An 18989-nucleotide genomic window follows, 5' to 3' on the forward strand; every position below is an offset into this window, starting at 1 on the left:
GGTAGCGAGCCAGCTGCCAGTGGATAAATGGTACGCCATGATAGGTGAAGCAACTTTTGCCGAAGCCATCTTAGACAGGCTGATCCATCGTGCTGTGAGAGTGACGTTAACGGGTGAATCGATGCGAAAACAGGGCACAAACTTGACGCATGCCGATCAAGCAGAGTAAAACAAAGATGTTGTAAATGCGGGAAGAAAAATCGTGATCGGCATGATGTTATTGACTGATCGAAATGATGTTATTAGCCAACAGCAACAGCGCAAAACTAAAACTTATTTAAAAATAGATGGGATCACCTCTATAAAAACAGACTTAAATGGCATCCACAAAACGCCATAAAAAATGCCAGCAAGCTAAGCTTACTGGCACTTAAAACTAACTCAACTCGGCGTAATTAACGCAGTAGCCCCATCACTAAACCTGTATTTTGGTTAGCAGAAGACAGTACCGTTGTACCCGCTTGAACTAATAATTGATTGCGGGTCATATTGGCAGATTCAACCGCGAAATCGGCATCCATAATACGTCCAGCGGCAGCTTTGGTATTTTCAGTCACACTGGCAAGGTTAGCTGCAGTATGTCCAAGACGGTTAATGTTGGCGCCTAGTGTAGAACGTTCTGTACCGACTGCTGCGATGAAAGTATCAACAAGGGCAATTGCCGCATTCGCGCCAGTAGTTAAATCACCAGCCGCCAGCGCAGCATCATCTATGGCTGTTGTTGTAACAACCAATTTTTCACCCGTTCCGGCACCAATTTGGAAGGTAACACCAGCCTCCAACTTGGTGAATAAGTTATTACCGGCATAAGTTGTATTATCGAGAATACGGGTAATTTCGGTGTTTAATTGAGTAAACTCATCATTCAGAGCCGTTAAATCATCAGCAGAGTTAACACCGTTTGCCGCTTGAGTGGCGAGTTCTTTCTGGCGATTAGCAATGGTCGTTAATTCTTCTAACGCACCATCAGCAGTTTGTAGCATAGAGGTCGCATCAGAAATATTACGTGAAGCGGTTTCCATACCTTTAACGTTAGCGCTCATGCGGTTAGCAATTTGCAAACCAGCAGCATCATCAGATGCGCTATTGATACGTAAACCTGTCGATAAACGCTCCATTGCATTAGTCAATAGGTTATTGCTTTTGTTAACAGCACCTTGAGCAACAATTGAAGCGTAATTAGTGTGAACACCTAACATATGTAGTTCTCCATTAAATAACGAGCATTTGGGTTAGACCTGAGTTCAGGCATAACTAACTAAAGCGACTACACAAGCCCACAACTAAAATCGATATTTAAAAAATAGAGTGTATAGCACTGTAAAAACTAGACTGAAATGGCATGCACACCATAAAAAAATGCCAGCAAGCTAAGCTTACTGGCATTAAAACTAACACTGACTAACTGAATAACATTAGCGCAGTAAGCCCATCACTAAACCCGTATTTTGGTTAGCTGAAGACAGTACCGTTGTACCTGCTTGAACTAATAATTGATTGCGGGTCATATTGGCAGATTCAACCGCAAAGTCGGCATCCATAATACGGCCTGCAGCGGCTTTAGTGTTTTCGGTAACGCTCGCTAAGTTAGCGGCAGTATGGCCAAGACGGTTAATGTTGGCACCTAAGGTAGAACGCTCAGTACCCACAGCGGCTAAGAAGGTATCCACAAGGGCAATCGCAGCATTGGCGGTACCACCTGTTAAAGTACCTGCGACAGTTTTAGGAATTGCGCCTAATTTAACATCCATTGTTTCCGTTGTTCCGGCGCCAATTTGAAATTTCACGCCCGTACCAGAGGTCAATACACCAGTATCGAATAATTTATTACCGGCATAAGTGGTATTTTCTACAATACGCGTTATTTCGGCGTTCAATTGCGTGAACTCATCATTTAATGCCGTTAAATCAGCCGCAGAGTTAACGCCGTTAGAGGCTTGAGTAGCCAATTCTTTCTGGCGATTAGCAATGGTCGTTAATTCTTCTAACGCACCATCAGCGGTTTGCAGCATAGAGGTCGCATCAGAAATATTGCGTGAAGCCGTTTCCATACCTTTTACGTTAGCGCTCATGCGGTTAGCAATTTGCAGACCAGCAGCATCATCAGATGCACTATTAATACGTAAACCCGTCGACAAACGCTCCATAGCATTAGTTAAAAGGTTATTGCTTTTATTTACAGCACCCTGCGCAACGATTGAAGCGTAATTAGTATGAACACCTAACATAGTAGTTCTCCAGAAAATAACGATTGTTTTGGTTAGGCCTGAATCCAGGCATAACTAATTAAGGCGACATGAAAAGCTCATCACTGAAGCCAAATAGCTTATTTTCAAAAATTAAATAATCACACTTAGGGTTCGCTTCAAAAATTAGAGCAGCAGAGCGCTAACCTGTTCGCGGTTCGTATTTCCCTGCGCCATCAAAGATGTTACTTGATAGGCAAAAGGATAGGGTTGCATAAATTTATGCAAATGCTGGAGTTCAAATTTGGGCTGACTAGATGCGGTCAATTGCTTAACCTTCACCAGTAGTAAACGGTGGGATGCTTTAATATCATCAATTTGCACTGTGACTTTTTTATCTACCTTTGACACTTTAGCCAATGTCATTTTTAACTTTTCAGTATCCGTAAAATTCCATTCACGGGGATCCTGCCAACTAAATTTCTCTTCTAATGGTATATTCCTCGGCTCACCCGCGGGCAACCTTTGCCCTTCGCCGACCATTAAAATCCCCCCATTGAGCTTCATCCAAGTCTCATGCGGTGCTGTAAACACTGTGTCATTGGTCGATAAGCGGTCGATACTTATCCCAATCGAAGCTAAAACAGGCTCTATGATATCTTGTAGCTCTAAGCGATTTTTATTGGCAGGCAAAAGCAAATGCAATGTTTGCTTCTCTGTAAAAAGCGTAATCCGCTCATCGCGGTTCTTAGGTGATGTGAGATCGACTCGTCGGAACCTAAAAAAATGCAATGCCGCAGGCTGGGATGCTGAAATCAAATTCAAATGATGATCGAGTAAACGCTTTCCTTGGTAATAAGGCCTAATCTCGATTAATTGTCTTCGACACTCTTCCGCTTTATGTAATGCACCTTCAACAACTGTGTTTTTACTGAACAAGCAGGTTTGTAGCTGTTTGTTTAGTTGACCTAGGATACTTTTGGCTGAAATCAAGCTCTGTAACACCACTTGCGATGCACTAATATTATGTTGCTCTTGAGTCACCTTGGCCCAACGTCCATAGGCTTCCAATCTATGCTTAGGTATGGGCCTCGCTTTCGGTGCACTGCGGGGCGCACCTGATATCGGAGCAACATAATGAGACGTTACCGTCTGACTTTGACGTAACTGACTAAGTGACTCACCTATCCCTTTGATCATTTAACTCATTACCTACATATGATTGAAAAGGGACAGCTGGCTTATCTGTACAAAAGTTTGCTGGGTAATTTTTAATGCGGTTAATTTGACATTGAACTCGGCAGTGGCAGCGGCATAATCGAGCTCCTGCGTTTCACCTATCACTTGTTTACTAAACAACACCATTTCTTCATGGGAGCTTTTAACTAACGCGAGATTATTTTGCTTGCCACCGAAATCGGTAATAGCTGCACCTATGCTATCTAAGGTTTCACTTAACGCTGTTTGTATTCCACTCGCGGCCGCACTAAAAGCAGGATCGCTTGGTGATAAGCTTGGATCATTTAATACGTTAATATAGTCCATTGCTTGATTCAAAATATCTTGACCAGCATTGGAGAATAAAACTTTTTCGGCGGTGACATTAGCCGTAGTCCATGAAGAGCTAGACGTTTGTACCGTTCTCTCGCTAGTATCACCTTGATAGACGTATCGCCCAGCCGCATCCTTAACTACCGCAGCTTTCTCAATCGCGTTACCCGAAAACAGGTAATTACCCGACTCATCAGTGGCGTTAATATTATCCACTAACCCCTTTAAGAGTTCTTCCATTTCAGAAGCATAGGATGCTCTATCTTCTTTCGAGAGATTTGAGCTATTAGTGGCGATACTGATTTCCTTCATCCGCTGCTGCGTCTCAACCATACTCGATAAATAGGTTTCAGATCGGCTCATATTGGTACTTAAGGAATCGATATTTTTAATGTATTGCTGTACTAGTGCTAAATCGCGTTGGTTATCCATTACCCGAACAACACCAATAGGATCATCCGAAGGCGATAGTATTGAAACACCTTTAGAGAGCATTTGATTCAAACGTGCCACATCATAGGTCGTGTTCTGCAAACTGTTTAAATTGTTAGTGTATAAATTTTGCATTGTTACACGCATGAATAAAGTCCTTAAAAGCTACTAAGCATAGTTTGAAACAGTTGATCTGCGGTGGAAATCACCTTCGCATTTGCCATATATGACTGCTGATAGATGATCAAATTAATCCCTTCTTCATCGGGATTTACACCACTGGTACTCGCCCATTGGGACTGCGCATCTTTTTGCAAATCTACACTGGTTTTAGCAAATGAAATCGCTTGGCGAGAAGCAGAACCTAACTGGCCAACCTTGCTGGAAAAGGATTCAGCTAAGCTTGTATTACTGCCAAGGCTAGTAAAACTCAGCTCTTTATTCGCTAGCTGTACTAAAGCTTTTAAATTTGCGTTATCGCCTTGGGTGCCATCTTTACCAAAGGCAAGTTTATCAGGCGTAAAACCGGCCGTTAGAGATAAGCTTCCTCCTGGGTTATTAGCTTGATAAGTAAATAAATCCTGTGACGGTGTCGCACCATTTAAGTCAGTGCCAGAAGCAAGAATAGAATTAAACTCGGTCGCTAACATTACCGCTAATTCATCTATGTACTGTTGCGAATCCGCAAGCTGCATATCACGGTACGTAAGCAAGGCACCTAAACTGCCACCAGCGGTTTCATCAACATTAAACTGGCTAGCACCAAATTGGATAGTCACCAAATCGTTCTTAGGATTGGTGGGTTCGGGATTACTCGTTAACTTAGCGGCAGTATTTCCCGTCAATAGCGGCTCACCTCGTGCCAGCGAGATATTGACCATGCCTTGGCTATCTTCAACAACCCGAATATCTAAAATTGCAGCTAAGTCATCAATCGCAGCATCTCGACTATCTTGCAGTGCAGGGGGAATCGTTCCTGTCACACTCGCCGCCTGAATGTCGCGGTTGAAACTGGCAATAATATTTAGTTGTGAGTTGATCTCTTTTACGGATGAACCAAGCTGTCCATTGATCTGATTACGTTGCGAATCAATATTGTCGTTGATTGCATTCACTCTTTGGGCAACGGCCTTAGCCTCATTAAGTACACCTTGTCGATAGGCAATGAGATTAGGTTGTTCCATAGATGAATTAAGGGCGGCGAATAATTGATCTAGGCCTTTTGAGATATTATTCCCTTCGGCACCAAATACTTGTTCAGCCTGACGCAAATAACTACTTTGCACTTTAGAAAAACCAACAGCACTCGTTGTTTGCCATAACTGCGCGACTTCGTATTGATCAGAGATCCGTCTAACACCATCAACAAACACGCCCGCGCCGGAGCCATAAGCACCGCCACCAACCGAACTTAACATCACCTGCTGACGTGAATAGCCTGCAACCATAGCATTAGCAACGTTATTTGAGGTTGCATTCAATGCGGCCATGCTTGCCAATAAGCCAGACTTACCAATGTTCAACATGCTCATTTAAAATCCTTCACAACGGGCCGCATAATAAGTGCAGGCTGCATCGCTGTTGTTGTCATCTGTTGAGGATCAAAGGCGACCGGATCTTTCTCAGACTGAAATGAACGTGATAGCTGCTTAGTCATCACGTCAGCCAAGCCCATACCATTGACTTGGCTTAAACGACTTGCCAATTCCGCATCATGTAAATCTTGATAAAGGCCATTATTGCTTTTGGAGGTTAAAGGATTATCTTCATCGGCCATAGCGTCGGTGGCTGAGCGCATTTGCTTAAGTACCGTTTGCAGGAACTGCGCCTCAAATTGTTGACTGACTAATTTAAGTGCACCTTGCTCGCCATTCGCCTTAATCAAATCATCAGCATTCAGCTTATTTAAGTAACCGCCCGTATTTTCAACTTTCATTAAATCACCACCAAATCAGCTTCTAAAGAGCCCGCTTCCGCCAAAGCTTCTAGAATTGCCATCAAGTCCATTGGTGTCGCACCTAAGCTATTTACGGCACGCACGATTTCTTCAATTGCTGTGCCCTCGGGCCAAACAAACATACGTTTGTTACCTTGCTCGACCAATACTTGGCTATCATTAGTCACCACGGTTTCCCCTGCGGCATTACCAAGATAAGCGCCATTAGGCTGACTCACGTTTTCCCGTTCAACAATAGTCACGGTCAGATTGCCATGGCTCACAGCGGCTTTACGAACCACAACATCTCCCCCTAATACCACAGTGCCCGTACGACTATTAAACACGATTCGAGGTGAACGTCGGCCTTGGTCAATCTTGAGTTCTTCAAGCATTGACATAAAAGTCACACGCTCTCGATTCGACTTAGGCGCGTGTATCAGAACCTTGGCATGATCTTGCGCACGTGCAACATCGGGTCCAAATAGTTCATTCACAGCCCGTTCGATATTTCGGGCGGTTTTAAAGTTGGGATCCTTAAGGTTTAATATGATGTCTTCATTATCACTAAAGTTACTTTTGATTGGTGCCTCAAGTAAGGCACCATTGGGGATAGTGCCAACAGTTGGCACATTCACAGTCACAGATGATCCATTACGACCGGCGGCAGAAATACCGCCAACCACTAAGTTGCCCTGCGCTACCGCGTAAACCTCACCATCGACAGCCCTAAGAGGCGTCATTAATAAGGTTCCGCCCTGAAGACTTTTTGCATCACCAAGGGATGAAACCGTCACATCTAAGGATTGTCCTGGGCTCGCCAGAGAAGTAATAGTCGCATGCACAGCAACGGCGGCGACGTTCTTTAACTTAGGATCGGTTTTATCATCAATCTGTACACCAAACTGCTTAAGCATATTAACGACAGATTGACTGGTAAATTTAACTTGAGAGCGATCACCCGTCCCATTTAACCCGACGACTAAGCCATAACCCACGAGTTGGTTATCACGCAGACCTTGCACATCGACAATATCCATCAAGTAGCGGCTTTGCTCTTCCGCTTGCAGTGTACCAGTAGCCAAAAGTAACAATAATAAACAACGTAGCATCAAAATATCCTTTGCTAGAGCGGGAACCATGGACTATTGAAATAGCGAGAAGCCCATCCCATAGCATTACTGTCGGCAATGGCACCTTGACCACCATAGATAATTCGGGCATCGGCAATACGTTGCGACGATATCGTATTGTCATTACCTATATCATCAGCACGTATAATGCCAAGTAAGCGTAAATACTCATCGCCCTGATTCAATCGCAGCCATTTTTCACCACGTATCAACAAGGTACCATTAGGTAAAACCTTAGAAACAGTTACAGTGATTGAACCTGATAACTGGTTTTGCTGTGTACTTGAGCCTGCACCATTAAACCCTCTCGAAAAAGAGGTTTTACCGTCAGCATTGGCCGTTTTATCACCAATATTGCCCGCAAGTCCCATACCCATATCTTGTTCTTTGTTGGTCTTGGTATCCGCTTTCTTACTCGAATAGGTTTTTTCATCTAACGCGACGGTTAAAATATCGCCCTCACGGAAAGCACGTTTATCCTTAAAAAGTGTCAACATGAAACCGGGACGATAAAGACTGCCATCCTTTGCATCTGGCAGGCTGTAGTCAATCTCAGGCGGTGCCCACTCTTTAGTGCCAGGTTTAGTCTCCTTATCTGGAATATGCGACATACAACCCGATAACAGTGCAAACCATAAAAACCATAACCAACGCATGATTGCCTCTCTAAACCGATTGATTGAGGAACTTGAGCATATCGTCTGAGGCTGACACAACTTTGGCATTCATCTCATATGCTCTCTGCGTGGAAATCATTTCGACCATTTCCTCCACCACGTTGACGTTTGCGCCCTCTAGCGCACCCTGTCTTAAAGCACCTAAAGCTTGATCACCCGCCACACCTTCAACCGCCACACCCGATGCAGCAGTTTCACGGTAAAGGTTGTCACCTCGAGCTTCTAACCCTGCTGGATTAGTAAAGTTAACAAGCGTGATTTGACCTAAATCTTGAGGTTCAGCTTCACCCGCCATTTTCGCTGTGACAACACCATCGTTAGCAATGGTAACGGTTAGCGCATCTTCAGGGATCACGATATTAGGCACTAAAGGTAAACCTTGTGACGTGACCATCATGCCTTCACTACTGCGATAAAACTGACCGTCACGGGTATAAGCAAGATCGCCATTTGGCTCTTCTACTTGGAAAAAACCATGACCTTCGATCGCTAAATCCAACTGCTGACTGGTATTTTGCATATCCCCAGTAGTGAATATTTTTTGAGTACCAACGACTCTCGTTCCTGCACCTAATTGCAGACCCGATGGCAGATTATTCAGTGCATCAACCTGTCCACCTGGCTGACGTTGAACCTGATAAAACAGATCATTAAACGCAACACGGTCACGCTTAAAACCTGTGGTATTCACGTTTGCCAAGTTGTTGGCAATCGCAGTCATTTTCGTATCTTGTGCTGTTAGGCCGGTTTTACTTACCCATAACGCTGATTGCATACCAATAATCCTTAAACATTGCCCAGCAGACGATTACCAGCCTCGGCCAGCTTTTCTGCACTTTTCATTAACTTAACTTGAATCTCAAATTGACGACTCAAATCCATAGATGCAATAAGCTCTGACACGGCCTGCACGTTACTCGACTCAAGGAAGCCACTATCCACTAACACACCTTCATCTTGTGGCACTGCTTGGCCATCACGACGATAGAGCAACCCATCTTGCCCCTTTTGCATTAAGGCAAAGTCAGGATTCACTAGCTTTAATCGGCCCACTTCCTCAATGATCCCGCCTTCAGAGGGTAAAACACTGACTGTGCCGTCTTCACCCACAAAGACATCTTTATGCTCAGGCAACGCTATCGGCCCATCAACGCCTAATACAGGTCGGCCATCGATAGTCAGTTGCCCCTCGGCATTGGTCTCAATTGCACCTGAACGGGTGTATGCTTCAACACCGTCAACAGCCACACTGAACAAGCCACGATCGCGGATCGCTAAATCCAATGAACGGCCCGTAGGATTGATCACCCCACTTTGCTGGCTAAAACCACTACTCTCAGTCTGTGCCATAACCCTTGTGTTCAAACTATTACCTTGAACAGCTAAAGGCACGGCATTAACGCGCTCAAGGTCGGCTTTAAATCCTGCAGTTTCAGCGTTAGCCAAGTTATTCGCGCGAATACTTTGCGCCTCAAGAATACGAACTGCACCACTGGCGGCGGTATAAAGCATCTTCTCCATGTCAGTGTCTCTTCTTAAATGGCATTAAGTAATGCTTGTTGCATAGTCGAGTTCACATCAAGAACTTTGGCGTTGGACTGATAGTTACGCTGAGCCGACATGAGGTTAACCATTTCAGCAGTGGTATCCACATTCGAGCCCTCTAAATACCCCCCCGTTACAGTGCCCATAGTGCCTGTAGATGGCGCCCCCATAATCGCTTGCCCAGCGGTATTTGTAGCCACCCAAGCATTGTTACTCACGGCCGATAAACCGTTGGGATTACTAAAGTTTGCGAGGACGACCTGACCTTGTAATTGATCTTGGCCGTTAGTATAAGTGCCATACAACATGCCATTGTCATCCAGACGCACACCTTTCAATTCACCCGAGGTGTAACCGTCTTGAGATAAACTCGAGTTGTTGTATTTGGCGGCATACTGAGTGCTTTTATCGAAGTTGATATCAAATTTAAGCGGTGATGCCCCATTACCCAATGTAAGGTCGAAGGTATCCTTTGTTGTAGTTGGATCTAAAATGCCTTTTGAATCAAATTTTAATGTTGTTTGGTCTGGCAGAAGAGTCCCATCCAGAGTGTAATTAACAGTCCACTCATTCGGCGCTGTTTTTACATAATACTGAGTCACCACATGCTCAGTACCCAAAGAGTCGTAGACACTGGTGGTACCAATAGAGTGATAACTATCAATATTTTTAGGATCAAATGGCACGGCTGGGACAGCTGGGGGAATAACATCGACTCTCGCATCGAGATTTGAAACCATGCTGACATTCGTTGTGGCTTTAGCCGCTAAAGAAGCCGTTTGTACCTGTAAGTCACCCGCATTACCGGTTTGTAATCTTCCCGTCGCATTCACAGAATATCCCTGTAAACGATTACCGACTGGATCGGTTATAAAGCCTTGATTGTCCTTATGGAACATCCCTGCTCTAGCATACATGGCGCCGCCATCATTCCCCTTGAGAACAAAAAATCCTTCGCCTTGGATCCCCATATCAAGCTGACGACCGGTATAAGTTAAGCTGCCACCTTTAGAGAAGTTTTGGCTCGTTGACATCACGCCAACGCCACCCGCCTGACCACCATTATAAATTGATGCAAATTCACTACGGCCACCGCGAAACCCACTCGTCGATGCGTTAGCAATGTTATTACTGATAGTGTTGAGATCTTGAGTCGTCGCCTGTAAACCACTTAAAGCTATGTTAAATGACATCTTAATATCCTATAAAAATAATTTACGAAACTTCAGAAATATTGAGCACAGAAACAACCCCAACACCATGGCCCATTTCAGCCATCATCATGCCGGATGCACTGGAGAAATGGATTCTCTCGATCGGTGCCTTAATATACGTTGGCGCAACTAAACTATTTTCACCTAGTGTCGCCTTAGCTTTGATTTCATATTGGCCTGCAGACAACCCCAGCTCAGCAGGATCGATAGAGAACCGAACATCACCAACATCCTGAGCACCGAGTTGAATAGTGCTAACGACCTGACCTTGTGCATCGATAATTTCAAGATCTAAGCCTTCAGCTGCATTCTCTAAATACACTTTGCCTTCAACCGCTTCACCATCGAGCTGAAACTCAGACACAGGCACCATGGCATTCTTACCAATCAAAGATGCCGACTGTACTATGCCCAAATTTTCCATCATGACCATTTGGCTTGATTGATTCTTCCGCATTCCCTCTAAGCTTTCGACCTGCGAAAACTGCGCTAATTGAGAGATATACTCAGCACTGTTAAGCGGTTTAGTGGGATCTTGATTCTTGATTTGCGCGATCATTAAGGTCATAAATTCATTCTTTAATGACGCAGCATCATTCCCTGGTACCGCTAATGCACCTGCAGGATTCTGAATCGAGTTGTTACCAGAGCGAGCCAATTCCATTGCTATTTATTCCCTAGTTGCAATAAACCTTGCTGCATAGAACGCGCACGATTCATTATTTCAACACTGGTTTCAAATGAACGACTTGCCGCCATCATGTCAGCCATTTCTTCAATCGTGTTCACATTAGAGTAAGCAACATAGCCTTGTTCATTGGCAAAGGGATGATTCGGCTCATAACGCATATCCAATGGGGCATCCGCTTGGACTATGTCACTCACTTCAATCGAAGCACCAATCGCACCTTGTTGAGTCGCATCGTAAATAGTCGCAAATACGGGTTTTAATGCTCGATAAGCCGACTCAGGGTTTTCGGCGGCAGTTCCAGCGTTAGCTAAGTTACTCGCGACCGTATTTAAACGTATGGTCTGAGCATTCATGCCAGCACCCGCTATTTGATAAATATCGCCAAATGACATACAGGCTCCTAACGACCTTCAATAGCAGACTTTAGACCGGCTATTTTCATGTTTAAAAATGTCAAACTCGTTTGATAATCCATCGCATTCTGTGAATATCTTGCCTGTTCCTTACCGAGTTCCACGGTATTATCATCGGCAGAATTTTGATAAGGCATGCGATAAGCGAGGTTGTACTCTTGATTCATCTGCATGCCTGCTTCAACTTGCTTCATGGCCGCTTTGAAATCCAAATCCCTCGCTTTGTACCCCGGAGTTTCGGCATTGATTAAATTACTCGCTAATACCTTGCTTCTCTCCACTCTAAAATCGAGTGTCTGAGGATGTATTCCTAATGCTTTATCAAGGTTGATAGCCATCTCAACTCCTAGTACTGTATGCGTAATTAATTTAGATGGTCGAGCAGCTTACAATTAGCATGCCAATATACTTATTCATATAAAACAGTTGGTTAAATGAAATCGCTATTGATATACGGAAAGTTCTTTTCCCTCACTTTCTTACTGAGCATAGGGTTACTTCCGCTCAATGTGCACGCGAAAGGGAAGATCACGGCGACAGAACAAATATCTCAGCAAATGACAAACTCCGTAGCCGCAGAGATAGCTAAGTGGCAACAATCGCAAGGGATCAAAAAAGTCAGCAAAAAAATCACACTGCACATTCCTTCCAGCACAGCCAAGCTAAAAACGTGTAGCACGGCGCTCCAAGTCGAGGCTGCTAAAGGGCTCCCATTCGGTCGGATCCAACGAAAAATAAGCTGTGCCTCTGAAGGCTGGTCACTCTATGTTCGAGCTAAGGTTGCTCTCAGCGCCTACATTCCTGTTGCCAACAAAACGCTTAAGAGAGATGAAGTTGTCACATCAGAAAATCTACAATGGCAAATGTTGCCCTTAACTGCGTCAGATCAAGACATTATTACTGATGAAAAACACATTTTAGGGCAAGCGGTTGCCAGAAAAATAATCAAAAACAAACCCATAAGAGCAAGCAATTTAAGTGCACCAGAACTCGTGAGCATAGGGGATGAAGTGATTATCGAAGCAGTCAGTGCCACCTTTTATGCCAATATGATTGGGATTGCTATGGATGCGGGTAAACAAGGTGATGCCATTAGAGTGAGGAATAGTAGTTCAGGGAAAATCATTACCGCTTACCCCATAGCTAAGGGGAGAGTTGAAACCCGTTTTTAACATTTAAGCCACCTTAGGATAAATTTAAAAATTTATTTTAGATTTATCCTATTTAGGTCGCCTATATCTAATATCTAGCCATTTATGACGATGAACATCTATGGAAATTAATAAAATTAGCAGTGCCTTGAGCACTGAGTTCAGCACGAGTAAGAGCGCTAATACGCCCAGAAAGCCCGTTGAATCAGAAAATCTATCAACGCCAACACGACAAGATATTAGTCACGACTGGCAATTGTTAGAACAAACCCAGAAAGAGTTACATACCATCTCCGACGTTGACACAGATAAAGTTGCTGCTATACGTCAGGCTTTAAGTAATGGAAGCTTTGAGCTGAGCTTAGATAAAATTGCAGATAAGATATTGATACAGCATGGATAATAGTCAAGTAAATAAGCGCGAACTTGTTCAAAGTTTAATTCGCGATATTCGTCAAGATCTTGAGGGATATAGTCAATTAAAATCAATGCTTAAGCACCAACGTGAATTAATGCAACGCAGGGATAATGATGCGCTCTTAGCCCATAACGAGCGTCAAACTGCGCTGTGTAACAAGTTAGCTTTGAGAGCCAAACAGCGAAGCGAAAATCTCGCGACACTAGGTTTTAATAGTGACAATAGTGGCATGAGACGCTTAATCACGGCGCTACCTGATCATCTAAGACCGCAAATAAAAATGTCATGGGACAACTTGCAGCTGTTAGTTAAAGATAGCCAAACAGCCAATGAAACCAACGGCAGATTACTCGTAATACAGCAAGAAACGATTAACCGTATCCTGAATCAAGATGGCCAACACCATGAAATCGATTACGGTGCCAAACGCTAATTAAACTGAATTATTGAGAGTTACCAAAGCCCTCGCTAATGGGACATAGTTTAAAAGGTGGCTCTCAGCTGTAATGACACAGCGCCTATTGGCCTTTATTCTTGTAATAGAAACCCGCCATATCATCAACAATAGCCTGTTCACGGCGCGCCACTTGTGCTTGTTCTTGTATATGTGTTTGTTTTTCAAGCCACTTCAAACCCTGCTGACGCCCTAATTGCTTACGCCATAGGCGATCAATACGCAGCTGTTCCTGCTGTAGAAAGACCTCCTTTTGAGCTAACTTCACCCGCATAGGCTCTAACACTTGCGCCATACTTGCGGAATTTTGCCAGAGCAAAACATTTGAGCCCTCTTTCGCACCACGATAAGTCAATATCATTTGGGTTAAGGCTTGATGTTGTTGTTGATTTAGTTGGACGCTTAGGCTGGAATCATCGCGTTTTTGCCCTAGCTGCGCTAATTTCTTTTCAGCTTGAACACGTAACTTAGAGAGATGACGCTGGCTCATATCCCATAACTCCCATCAACTGTTCCAATTGCACTAAACTTTCAGCCAAATTGACTTTACTGTGTGTGGTCTGGCGTAAAAATCGCGCCATCTCCGGATACACTCGCACGGCAAGATCCATTTCAGGATCTTGGCCAGCTTGGTAACCACCTAATGGTAATAAGTCTCTGACCTCATTGTAACGGCTCAAAAGATGTCTAAAGATCTGACTCTGTTCAATGCTGCTAGAGGTCGCTATGTGCATGGCTAAGCGACTCACTGACGCATTAATATCAATCGCTGGAAAATGTCCTTGCTCGGCCAATTTACGACTTAACACTATATGGCCATCTAAAATGGCTCTAGCTGCGTCAGCAACTGGGTCCTGCTGATCATCACCCTCGGCCAATACGGTATAAAACGCGGTTAGCGTTCCCGTTGGGTGCTCACCATTACCTGCCATTTCAACCAGTCTAGGTAACTGTGCAAATGCCGATGGCGGATAGCCTTTGGTTGCAGGAGGCTCACCTAGACTAAGGGCGATTTCACGCTGTGCCTGAGCATAACGAGTCAATGAGTCGACTAATAGCAACACTTGCTTACCTTGATCTCTAAAAGCACAGGCAATGGAGTGGGATAACCGCATAGCACGTAATCGCATCAGCGGTGTGGTATCCGCAGGAGCTGCGATAATCACGGCCCGTTTACGCCCTTCTTCACCGAGTGTTTCTTCAATAAACTCTCTAACTTCACGACCACGCTCACCAATCAGGCCAACCACCACGACATCGGCCTCAGTAAAACGAGTCATCATGCCTAATAGCACACTCTTACCCACACCCGAGCCCGCAAAGAGCCCAAGTCGCTGACCTCTGCCAATGGGCAACAGACTATTAATGGCACGGATCCCCACATCAAGCGGCTGACGGATAGGCTGGCGCAGCAAAGGGTTGTAACTCGTATGGGATTGCGGAACTTGTGAAATGTCAGTGAGGTCGCCCAGTGAGTCTAGTGGCTGTCCAAGCCCATCAAGCACCCTACCAAGCAATCCATCACCGATAGCAATCGTTTGTTCATCCGTAATAGGTAGCACTCTGGCGCCTGGCATCAAGCCCTGTGTAGGCTCAATCGGCATAAGGCACAATACGTCACGGTGAAAACCAACAACTTCTGCCTCAATTAAACGCCCATTTCGCCCTTCAATCTGACAACGGTCACCCATGCCAAGCTGACAGCCAACGGCCTCAAGCAACAAACCATTGACTCGAATGAGACGTCCATAAACCCTTGCAACTGGAACCTGAGGCCAATCGTCATGAAATACATCAGACTCCAATCTCAGCCTCATTCAACTTGGTTTCAACCTGCTTCATGCAGGCATCGAGTCGCGTTTCGACTGAAGCATCTGCATCGGATTTATCACTTACAATACGACAACTGCCCGCAGAAATACTGCTATCTGCGATGAGGTTCCAGCCACGGATTTTATCTTCCGAGAGCTCTTTTAATTTCACAACCGCACTTGGTTCTAAATGGATTTTGACATCCGCTTGATCATCGGGCAACGCACTCAAGGTTTCTTCAACAAGCTTAAGGATTTGTTGCGGCTGCAGTGTTAATTCGCAGCGGATCACTTGTTGTGACACTCGGCGCACTAAATCCAAGATCAAATTCTGCTGCTCACGTACCTGCTTTGCATGGCCGTCTTCGAGTAGTTCTCTCAAGGCACCTAGCGGTACAAGTAAACTGTTGAGCTGCTCATCGATGGATGCTCTACCCGCTGACTGCCCATCTAACCGACCTTGATGAAAACCAGCTGCATGTCCAGCAATGCGTCCTTCTTCTATGCCAGCCTCATAACCCGCACTCTTACCTTGAATAACACCTTCATCATAACCCTCATCGAATGCTTGTTGATAACTTTGAAAATCACTGCCCGCATCGGAATTTGATTCAACCGCATCGTGTAATGCAGGAAAACGATAACGACGAGCGAGATTGGTATTTAGACGCCAACGAGAATGCTTGTTTTCCATTAAACAACGACCTGTTCTTCAAATAGCTGCAATTCAATTTCACCTTCTTGCATTAATTGCTTCGCCAGTTCCATTATCTCTTTACGCGCCCCACTCGCTCGGCTAACAGGTACACCACCTAACGCTTCTATTTGTGTTTCAATCGCTGACGACATACGTTTAGGCAAGGCATTGAGCAAGGCATCTTTTAATTCAAAATCAATGCCTTTTAATGCTAACGATAGGGTTTCAGAAGGTACCTGTCCTAATAAGGTCTGCAACGTTTCTTGCTTTTGTCGCCCAAGAATAATGAAGTCAAACATGTTATCGGTGACATCAATCGCCATCTGCTTATCATGGAGTTTGATCATTTCCATCAACTGTTCTCTGTCGCCTTCGAAGCGATTGAGGATATCGGCAACCTGTTTGACACCCGCCACTTGCGTGTGACTTTTCTCCATTGCCATCAACATGCAGCGCTCAACCAGCTCCCGCAGTTCCTCAACAACGTTGCGGTCTAATTCGCCAAGTTGCGCAATACGAACGAGCACCTCATCTTGGCTATCACTAGGCAACATTTTTAAGATTTTAGCGGCACTTTCTGGTGGTAATAATCCCAACAATACCGCTTGCAACTGGCAGTGCTCATGGGTGATTTCACGGGCAAGTAATTGGGGGTCAACCCATTCGAGACGCTTAACGAGCACTTTAATCTCATCACCATAAATACTATCGATAAGACTTTTAGAGACTCTGTCTCCCAAAGCGATATCGAGTGTCTTTTGTAAATAGGACCGTGAGGCTCTGGCGATACCCGATTGTTCTTTATAGCGTTGGAAAAAACGGCTGAGTACTGCCTCGGCTTCTTGCTGGGTAATACTCGATAACCGCGCCATTTTATGGCTTAAGTGTTGCACATCGTTACGATCCAAATGCGCCATGACCATGGCAGCACCTTCTTCTCCCATACTCAGTAATAACATGGCCGCTTGGGCGTAATTGTCCATCTTAATTTCGATTGAATTATTCACCGTCTTTATCGCCTATCCAATGAGCTATCACTTCTGCAACACGCGCGGGTTCTTTGTTTGCGAGCAAGGCTAAATGCTCCATTTTAACGGTCAAAGGTGAGCCGGGCTCGGGTAAACCTTGACTGCCTAGCCAGTCGGCACTCGGTAACTGATGTGCTTGATTTGGTAAAGTTTCGGCGGAATGCCCATCGAGTGCAGCAGCGGAAGCGGCACTTAATGCAACGGGCTCAATTCTAGGCGCAGTAATTTGAGCGGTTCAGGTCAAGTGCTTAACCAGCGGCCTTAATACGAACAAAATAAGTCCAAAGCCAAGGATGCCGCCTATGATGTAGCGTAAATAAGCTTGGTAATTTTCTGATTGCCACCAAGGTGACGGCGTAAATTCCGCTGTAACAGTTGGGGTAAACTCAAAGGCATTGATGGTAAAACTGTCACCTCTCGCCGCCGAAAAGCCGATGGCATCCTTGACCATATTGCCAAACTTAACCAGTTGAGCCTCTTCATTAAATGCTCCTTGACCCGTAGCACTATTAATAAGCACTGAAACTGAGAGGTTTTCGAGCTGCATTTGTTGATAACGAACATGACGCACAGAACGACCAACGTCATATTGACGACTTTCTTCCTGCTTCAAATTACGGGTCTTATCATTCGTCGCCTCTTTGCCTGCTTGGGGTGGCTTATTACTTAAAGCTCCGGGAATTCCCGCGGCAATACTATTACTTGAATCATCGACACTCGTACGCTCTTGAGTCACGACATTTTGCGGATCGAGTGACTCCTTAGTTTCTTCCACCTGATTGAAGTTTACTTTTGCAGTCACCCGCACTTGGAAATTATCTTGACCAAGCACAGGCTCGAGCATAGAGGCGGCATTAGCCACTAAGCTATTCTCAAGTTCACGCGTGTACTGTAACTGCTTGTTTCTAGACTGGCTAAGGTCTTGATTGCCTGAAATGTTCTCACTTAAATATCGACCATCTTGATCGACAACTTTGATATTACTGGCCGTTAGTCCAGTCACACTGCCAGCAACCAAATTAACAATAGCCTCAACTTGTGTTTCAGAGAGTCGAGTATTCGGATCTAGCTGCAGCATGACGGAAGCCGTCGGCAGTTCAGGCTCCTGACGGATAAACAAAGTTTGTTTAGGTATCGCCAAATGAACTCTTGCGGCACGGACCGACTTTAACGACATGATAGTGCGAGCTAATTCACCTTCTAAACTATGGCGATACTTAGCTTGTTCCATAAATTGACTCGTGCCGAGTGCGGTATTGTCGAGTGCCTCCATACCCGAAGGTACTTTCGCTTTTACCCCTTTTGCGGCCAAAAGCATACGCGCATTACCGACTTGCTCTTCTGCAACGAGGACTGCCCCAGTATTAGCCTCGAGGCGATAATCAATGCCTTCTGCATCCAAGACATTTAACACTTGAGAGGTATCGACATTTTCTTGGCTGCCATATAAAGGTCGATACCCTGCAGTAGCAGTCCATAACATCAACACTATGACACTGGCGACAACCACCGCAAGTAAAGCTAAGGCGATAACCTGACGATCACCACGGTTAAAACGATGCCATTTTTGGGTCATGCCAGCAATGAATCCTGACGAAGATTCAGTCCCGGTAATATCCTGACCTGATTGAACAAAAGTGGTAGACATTCAC

The 18989-nt window shown here is 44.8% G+C and carries 22 protein-coding genes and 1 pseudogene; 4 read left to right on the top strand and 19 right to left on the bottom strand.

The annotated features are described in order from the left end of the window. Nucleotides 1–169, top strand: a 169-nt coding sequence (locus L5M18_RS11815) for an ATP-binding protein (RefSeq protein ID WP_263197103.1), incomplete at its 5' end; no start/stop codon positions are given. 226 nt (nt 170–395) lie between these two features. On the opposite strand, the gene L5M18_RS11820 is transcribed toward L5M18_RS11815, so the two are convergent. The 14 genes from L5M18_RS11820 to flgB form a co-directional block, all read right to left on the bottom strand. Next, nucleotides 396–1199, bottom strand: a complete 804-nt coding sequence (locus L5M18_RS11820) for a flagellin (protein WP_113940815.1) — start codon at nt 1197–1199, stop codon at nt 396–398. A gap of 216 nt (nt 1200–1415) precedes the next feature. After that, on the bottom strand, nt 1416–2228 hold the full coding sequence (locus tag L5M18_RS11825; protein WP_006083386.1) for a flagellin: 813 nt from the start codon (nt 2226–2228) through the stop codon (nt 1416–1418). A 144-nt stretch (nt 2229–2372) separates the two neighbouring features. After that, nucleotides 2373–3386, bottom strand: coding sequence for a hypothetical protein (locus L5M18_RS11830; protein WP_263197063.1), 1014 nt, complete (start codon nt 3384–3386; stop codon nt 2373–2375). Nucleotides 3387–3398: 12 nt separating this feature from the next. Then, nucleotides 3399–4316 carry a flagellar hook-associated protein FlgL gene (gene flgL / locus L5M18_RS11835; protein WP_263197064.1) on the bottom strand — a complete coding sequence of 306 codons (918 nt, stop codon included), beginning with the start codon at nt 4314–4316 and terminating at the stop codon, nt 3399–3401. Nucleotides 4317–4327: 11 nt separating this feature from the next. Next, nucleotides 4328–5701: a flagellar hook-associated protein FlgK gene (flgK, locus tag L5M18_RS11840; protein ID WP_263197065.1), complete on the bottom strand. Its 1374-nt coding sequence runs from the start codon at nt 5699–5701 to the stop codon at nt 4328–4330. Beyond that, complete coding sequence (locus tag L5M18_RS11845) at nt 5698–6105, bottom strand: rod-binding protein (protein ID WP_113940819.1); 408 nt, start codon at nt 6103–6105, stop codon at nt 5698–5700. Before L5M18_RS11845 ends, flgK begins: the two co-directional genes overlap by 4 nt. Then, the gene (locus L5M18_RS11850) at nt 6105–7217 is read right to left on the bottom strand and encodes a flagellar basal body P-ring protein FlgI (RefSeq protein ID WP_113940820.1); all 1113 of its coding nucleotides are present in this window, start codon (nt 7215–7217) and stop codon (nt 6105–6107) included. The genes L5M18_RS11845 and L5M18_RS11850 overlap by 1 nt, the downstream gene beginning before the upstream one ends. Before the next feature lie 14 nt (nt 7218–7231). After that, nucleotides 7232–7894 carry a flagellar basal body L-ring protein FlgH gene (gene flgH / locus L5M18_RS11855; RefSeq protein ID WP_113940821.1) on the bottom strand — a complete coding sequence of 221 codons (663 nt, stop codon included), beginning with the start codon at nt 7892–7894 and terminating at the stop codon, nt 7232–7234. A gap of 10 nt (nt 7895–7904) precedes the next feature. Then, on the bottom strand, nt 7905–8690 hold the full coding sequence (gene flgG / locus L5M18_RS11860) for a flagellar basal-body rod protein FlgG (RefSeq protein ID WP_006083393.1): 786 nt from the start codon (nt 8688–8690) through the stop codon (nt 7905–7907). A gap of 11 nt (nt 8691–8701) precedes the next feature. After that, nucleotides 8702–9436 carry a flagellar basal body rod protein FlgF gene (locus tag L5M18_RS11865; RefSeq protein WP_131523393.1) on the bottom strand — a complete coding sequence of 245 codons (735 nt, stop codon included), beginning with the start codon at nt 9434–9436 and terminating at the stop codon, nt 8702–8704. A 14-nt stretch (nt 9437–9450) separates the two neighbouring features. Continuing rightward, the gene (flgE, locus tag L5M18_RS11870; protein WP_113940823.1) at nt 9451–10653 is read right to left on the bottom strand and encodes a flagellar hook protein FlgE; all 1203 of its coding nucleotides are present in this window, start codon (nt 10651–10653) and stop codon (nt 9451–9453) included. 22 nt (nt 10654–10675) lie between these two features. After that, nucleotides 10676–11338, bottom strand: a complete 663-nt coding sequence (locus L5M18_RS11875) for a flagellar hook assembly protein FlgD (protein WP_263197067.1) — start codon at nt 11336–11338, stop codon at nt 10676–10678. Between the two features lie 2 nt (nt 11339–11340). Beyond that, nucleotides 11341–11757, bottom strand: coding sequence for a flagellar basal body rod protein FlgC (flgC, locus tag L5M18_RS11880; RefSeq protein ID WP_113940825.1), 417 nt, complete (start codon nt 11755–11757; stop codon nt 11341–11343). 8 nt (nt 11758–11765) lie between these two features. After that, a complete protein-coding gene (flgB, locus tag L5M18_RS11885) occupies nt 11766–12116 on the bottom strand; it encodes a flagellar basal body rod protein FlgB (protein WP_168825885.1) in 351 nt (116 codons plus the stop codon). Between the two features lie 96 nt (nt 12117–12212). On the opposite strand from flgB, the gene flgA reads away from it, so the two are divergent. The 3 genes from flgA to L5M18_RS11900 all read left to right on the top strand — a co-directional run bounded on the left by flgA (nt 12213) and on the right by L5M18_RS11900 (nt 13780). Beyond that, on the top strand, nt 12213–12950 hold the full coding sequence (flgA, locus tag L5M18_RS11890; RefSeq protein WP_173496197.1) for a flagellar basal body P-ring formation chaperone FlgA: 738 nt from the start codon (nt 12213–12215) through the stop codon (nt 12948–12950). A 100-nt stretch (nt 12951–13050) separates the two neighbouring features. Then, nucleotides 13051–13332, top strand: a complete 282-nt coding sequence (flgM, locus tag L5M18_RS11895; protein ID WP_113940828.1) for a flagellar biosynthesis anti-sigma factor FlgM — start codon at nt 13051–13053, stop codon at nt 13330–13332. Beyond that, nucleotides 13325–13780 carry a flagellar protein FlgN gene (locus L5M18_RS11900; protein ID WP_028761850.1) on the top strand — a complete coding sequence of 152 codons (456 nt, stop codon included), beginning with the start codon at nt 13325–13327 and terminating at the stop codon, nt 13778–13780. The genes flgM and L5M18_RS11900 overlap by 8 nt, the downstream gene beginning before the upstream one ends. An 85-nt stretch (nt 13781–13865) precedes the next feature. Here L5M18_RS11900 and L5M18_RS11905 read toward each other — a convergent pair whose 3' ends face one another. From L5M18_RS11905 to fliF, 5 genes and pseudogenes are all read right to left on the bottom strand, one after another. Continuing rightward, entirely contained in the window at nt 13866–14291 is a 426-nt protein-coding gene (locus L5M18_RS11905; protein WP_263197069.1) for a hypothetical protein, read from the bottom strand. Continuing rightward, entirely contained in the window at nt 14269–15618 is a 1350-nt protein-coding gene (locus tag L5M18_RS11910; RefSeq protein ID WP_263197070.1) for a FliI/YscN family ATPase, read from the bottom strand. The genes L5M18_RS11905 and L5M18_RS11910 overlap by 23 nt, the downstream gene beginning before the upstream one ends. Further along, a complete protein-coding gene (gene fliH, locus L5M18_RS11915) occupies nt 15596–16306 on the bottom strand; it encodes a flagellar assembly protein FliH (protein WP_263197071.1) in 711 nt (236 codons plus the stop codon). Before fliH ends, L5M18_RS11910 begins: the two co-directional genes overlap by 23 nt. Then, complete coding sequence (locus L5M18_RS11920) at nt 16306–17292, bottom strand: flagellar motor switch protein FliG (protein ID WP_049821660.1); 987 nt, start codon at nt 17290–17292, stop codon at nt 16306–16308. The genes fliH and L5M18_RS11920 overlap by 1 nt, the downstream gene beginning before the upstream one ends. A gap of 16 nt (nt 17293–17308) precedes the next feature. Then, nucleotides 17309–18985: pseudogene (gene fliF, locus L5M18_RS11925) on the bottom strand (flagellar basal-body MS-ring/collar protein FliF). Nucleotides 18986–18989 lie beyond the last annotated feature (4 nt).

The sequence above is a fragment of the Shewanella sp. SM20 genome (assembly GCF_025654545.1).
GTDB lineage: Bacteria > Pseudomonadota > Gammaproteobacteria > Enterobacterales > Shewanellaceae > Shewanella > Shewanella oncorhynchi.

Excerpts from the sequence above, each read along its gene's own strand:
- L5M18_RS11820 (WP_113940815.1), bottom strand. The coding sequence starts at position 1,199 with ATGTTAGGTGTTCACACTAATTACGCTTCAATTGTTGCTCAAGGTGCT.
- L5M18_RS11825 (WP_006083386.1), bottom strand. The coding sequence starts at position 2,228 with ATGTTAGGTGTTCATACTAATTACGCTTCAATCGTTGCGCAGGGTGCT.
- L5M18_RS11830 (WP_263197063.1), bottom strand. The coding sequence starts at position 3,386 with ATGATCAAAGGGATAGGTGAGTCACTTAGTCAGTTACGTCAAAGTCAG.
- flgL (WP_263197064.1), bottom strand. The coding sequence starts at position 4,316 with ATGCGTGTAACAATGCAAAATTTATACACTAACAATTTAAACAGTTTG.
- flgK (WP_263197065.1), bottom strand. The coding sequence starts at position 5,701 with ATGAGCATGTTGAACATTGGTAAGTCTGGCTTATTGGCAAGCATGGCC.
- L5M18_RS11845 (WP_113940819.1), bottom strand. The coding sequence starts at position 6,105 with ATGAAAGTTGAAAATACGGGCGGTTACTTAAATAAGCTGAATGCTGAT.
- L5M18_RS11850 (WP_113940820.1), bottom strand. The coding sequence starts at position 7,217 with ATGCTACGTTGTTTATTATTGTTACTTTTGGCTACTGGTACACTGCAA.
- flgH (WP_113940821.1), bottom strand. The coding sequence starts at position 7,894 with ATGCGTTGGTTATGGTTTTTATGGTTTGCACTGTTATCGGGTTGTATG.
- flgG (WP_006083393.1), bottom strand. The coding sequence starts at position 8,690 with ATGCAATCAGCGTTATGGGTAAGTAAAACCGGCCTAACAGCACAAGAT.
- L5M18_RS11865 (WP_131523393.1), bottom strand. The coding sequence starts at position 9,436 with ATGGAGAAGATGCTTTATACCGCCGCCAGTGGTGCAGTTCGTATTCTT.
- flgE (WP_113940823.1), bottom strand. The coding sequence starts at position 10,653 with ATGTCATTTAACATAGCTTTAAGTGGTTTACAGGCGACGACTCAAGAT.
- L5M18_RS11875 (WP_263197067.1), bottom strand. The coding sequence starts at position 11,338 with ATGGAATTGGCTCGCTCTGGTAACAACTCGATTCAGAATCCTGCAGGT.
- flgC (WP_113940825.1), bottom strand. The coding sequence starts at position 11,757 with ATGTCATTTGGCGATATTTATCAAATAGCGGGTGCTGGCATGAATGCT.
- flgB (WP_168825885.1), bottom strand. The coding sequence starts at position 12,116 with ATGGCTATCAACCTTGATAAAGCATTAGGAATACATCCTCAGACACTC.
- flgA (WP_173496197.1), top strand. The coding sequence starts at position 12,213 with ATGAAATCGCTATTGATATACGGAAAGTTCTTTTCCCTCACTTTCTTA.
- flgM (WP_113940828.1), top strand. The coding sequence starts at position 13,051 with ATGGAAATTAATAAAATTAGCAGTGCCTTGAGCACTGAGTTCAGCACG.
- L5M18_RS11900 (WP_028761850.1), top strand. The coding sequence starts at position 13,325 with ATGGATAATAGTCAAGTAAATAAGCGCGAACTTGTTCAAAGTTTAATT.
- L5M18_RS11905 (WP_263197069.1), bottom strand. The coding sequence starts at position 14,291 with ATGAGCCAGCGTCATCTCTCTAAGTTACGTGTTCAAGCTGAAAAGAAA.
- L5M18_RS11910 (WP_263197070.1), bottom strand. The coding sequence starts at position 15,618 with ATGAGGCTGAGATTGGAGTCTGATGTATTTCATGACGATTGGCCTCAG.
- fliH (WP_263197071.1), bottom strand. The coding sequence starts at position 16,306 with ATGGAAAACAAGCATTCTCGTTGGCGTCTAAATACCAATCTCGCTCGT.
- L5M18_RS11920 (WP_049821660.1), bottom strand. The coding sequence starts at position 17,292 with ATGGACAATTACGCCCAAGCGGCCATGTTATTACTGAGTATGGGAGAA.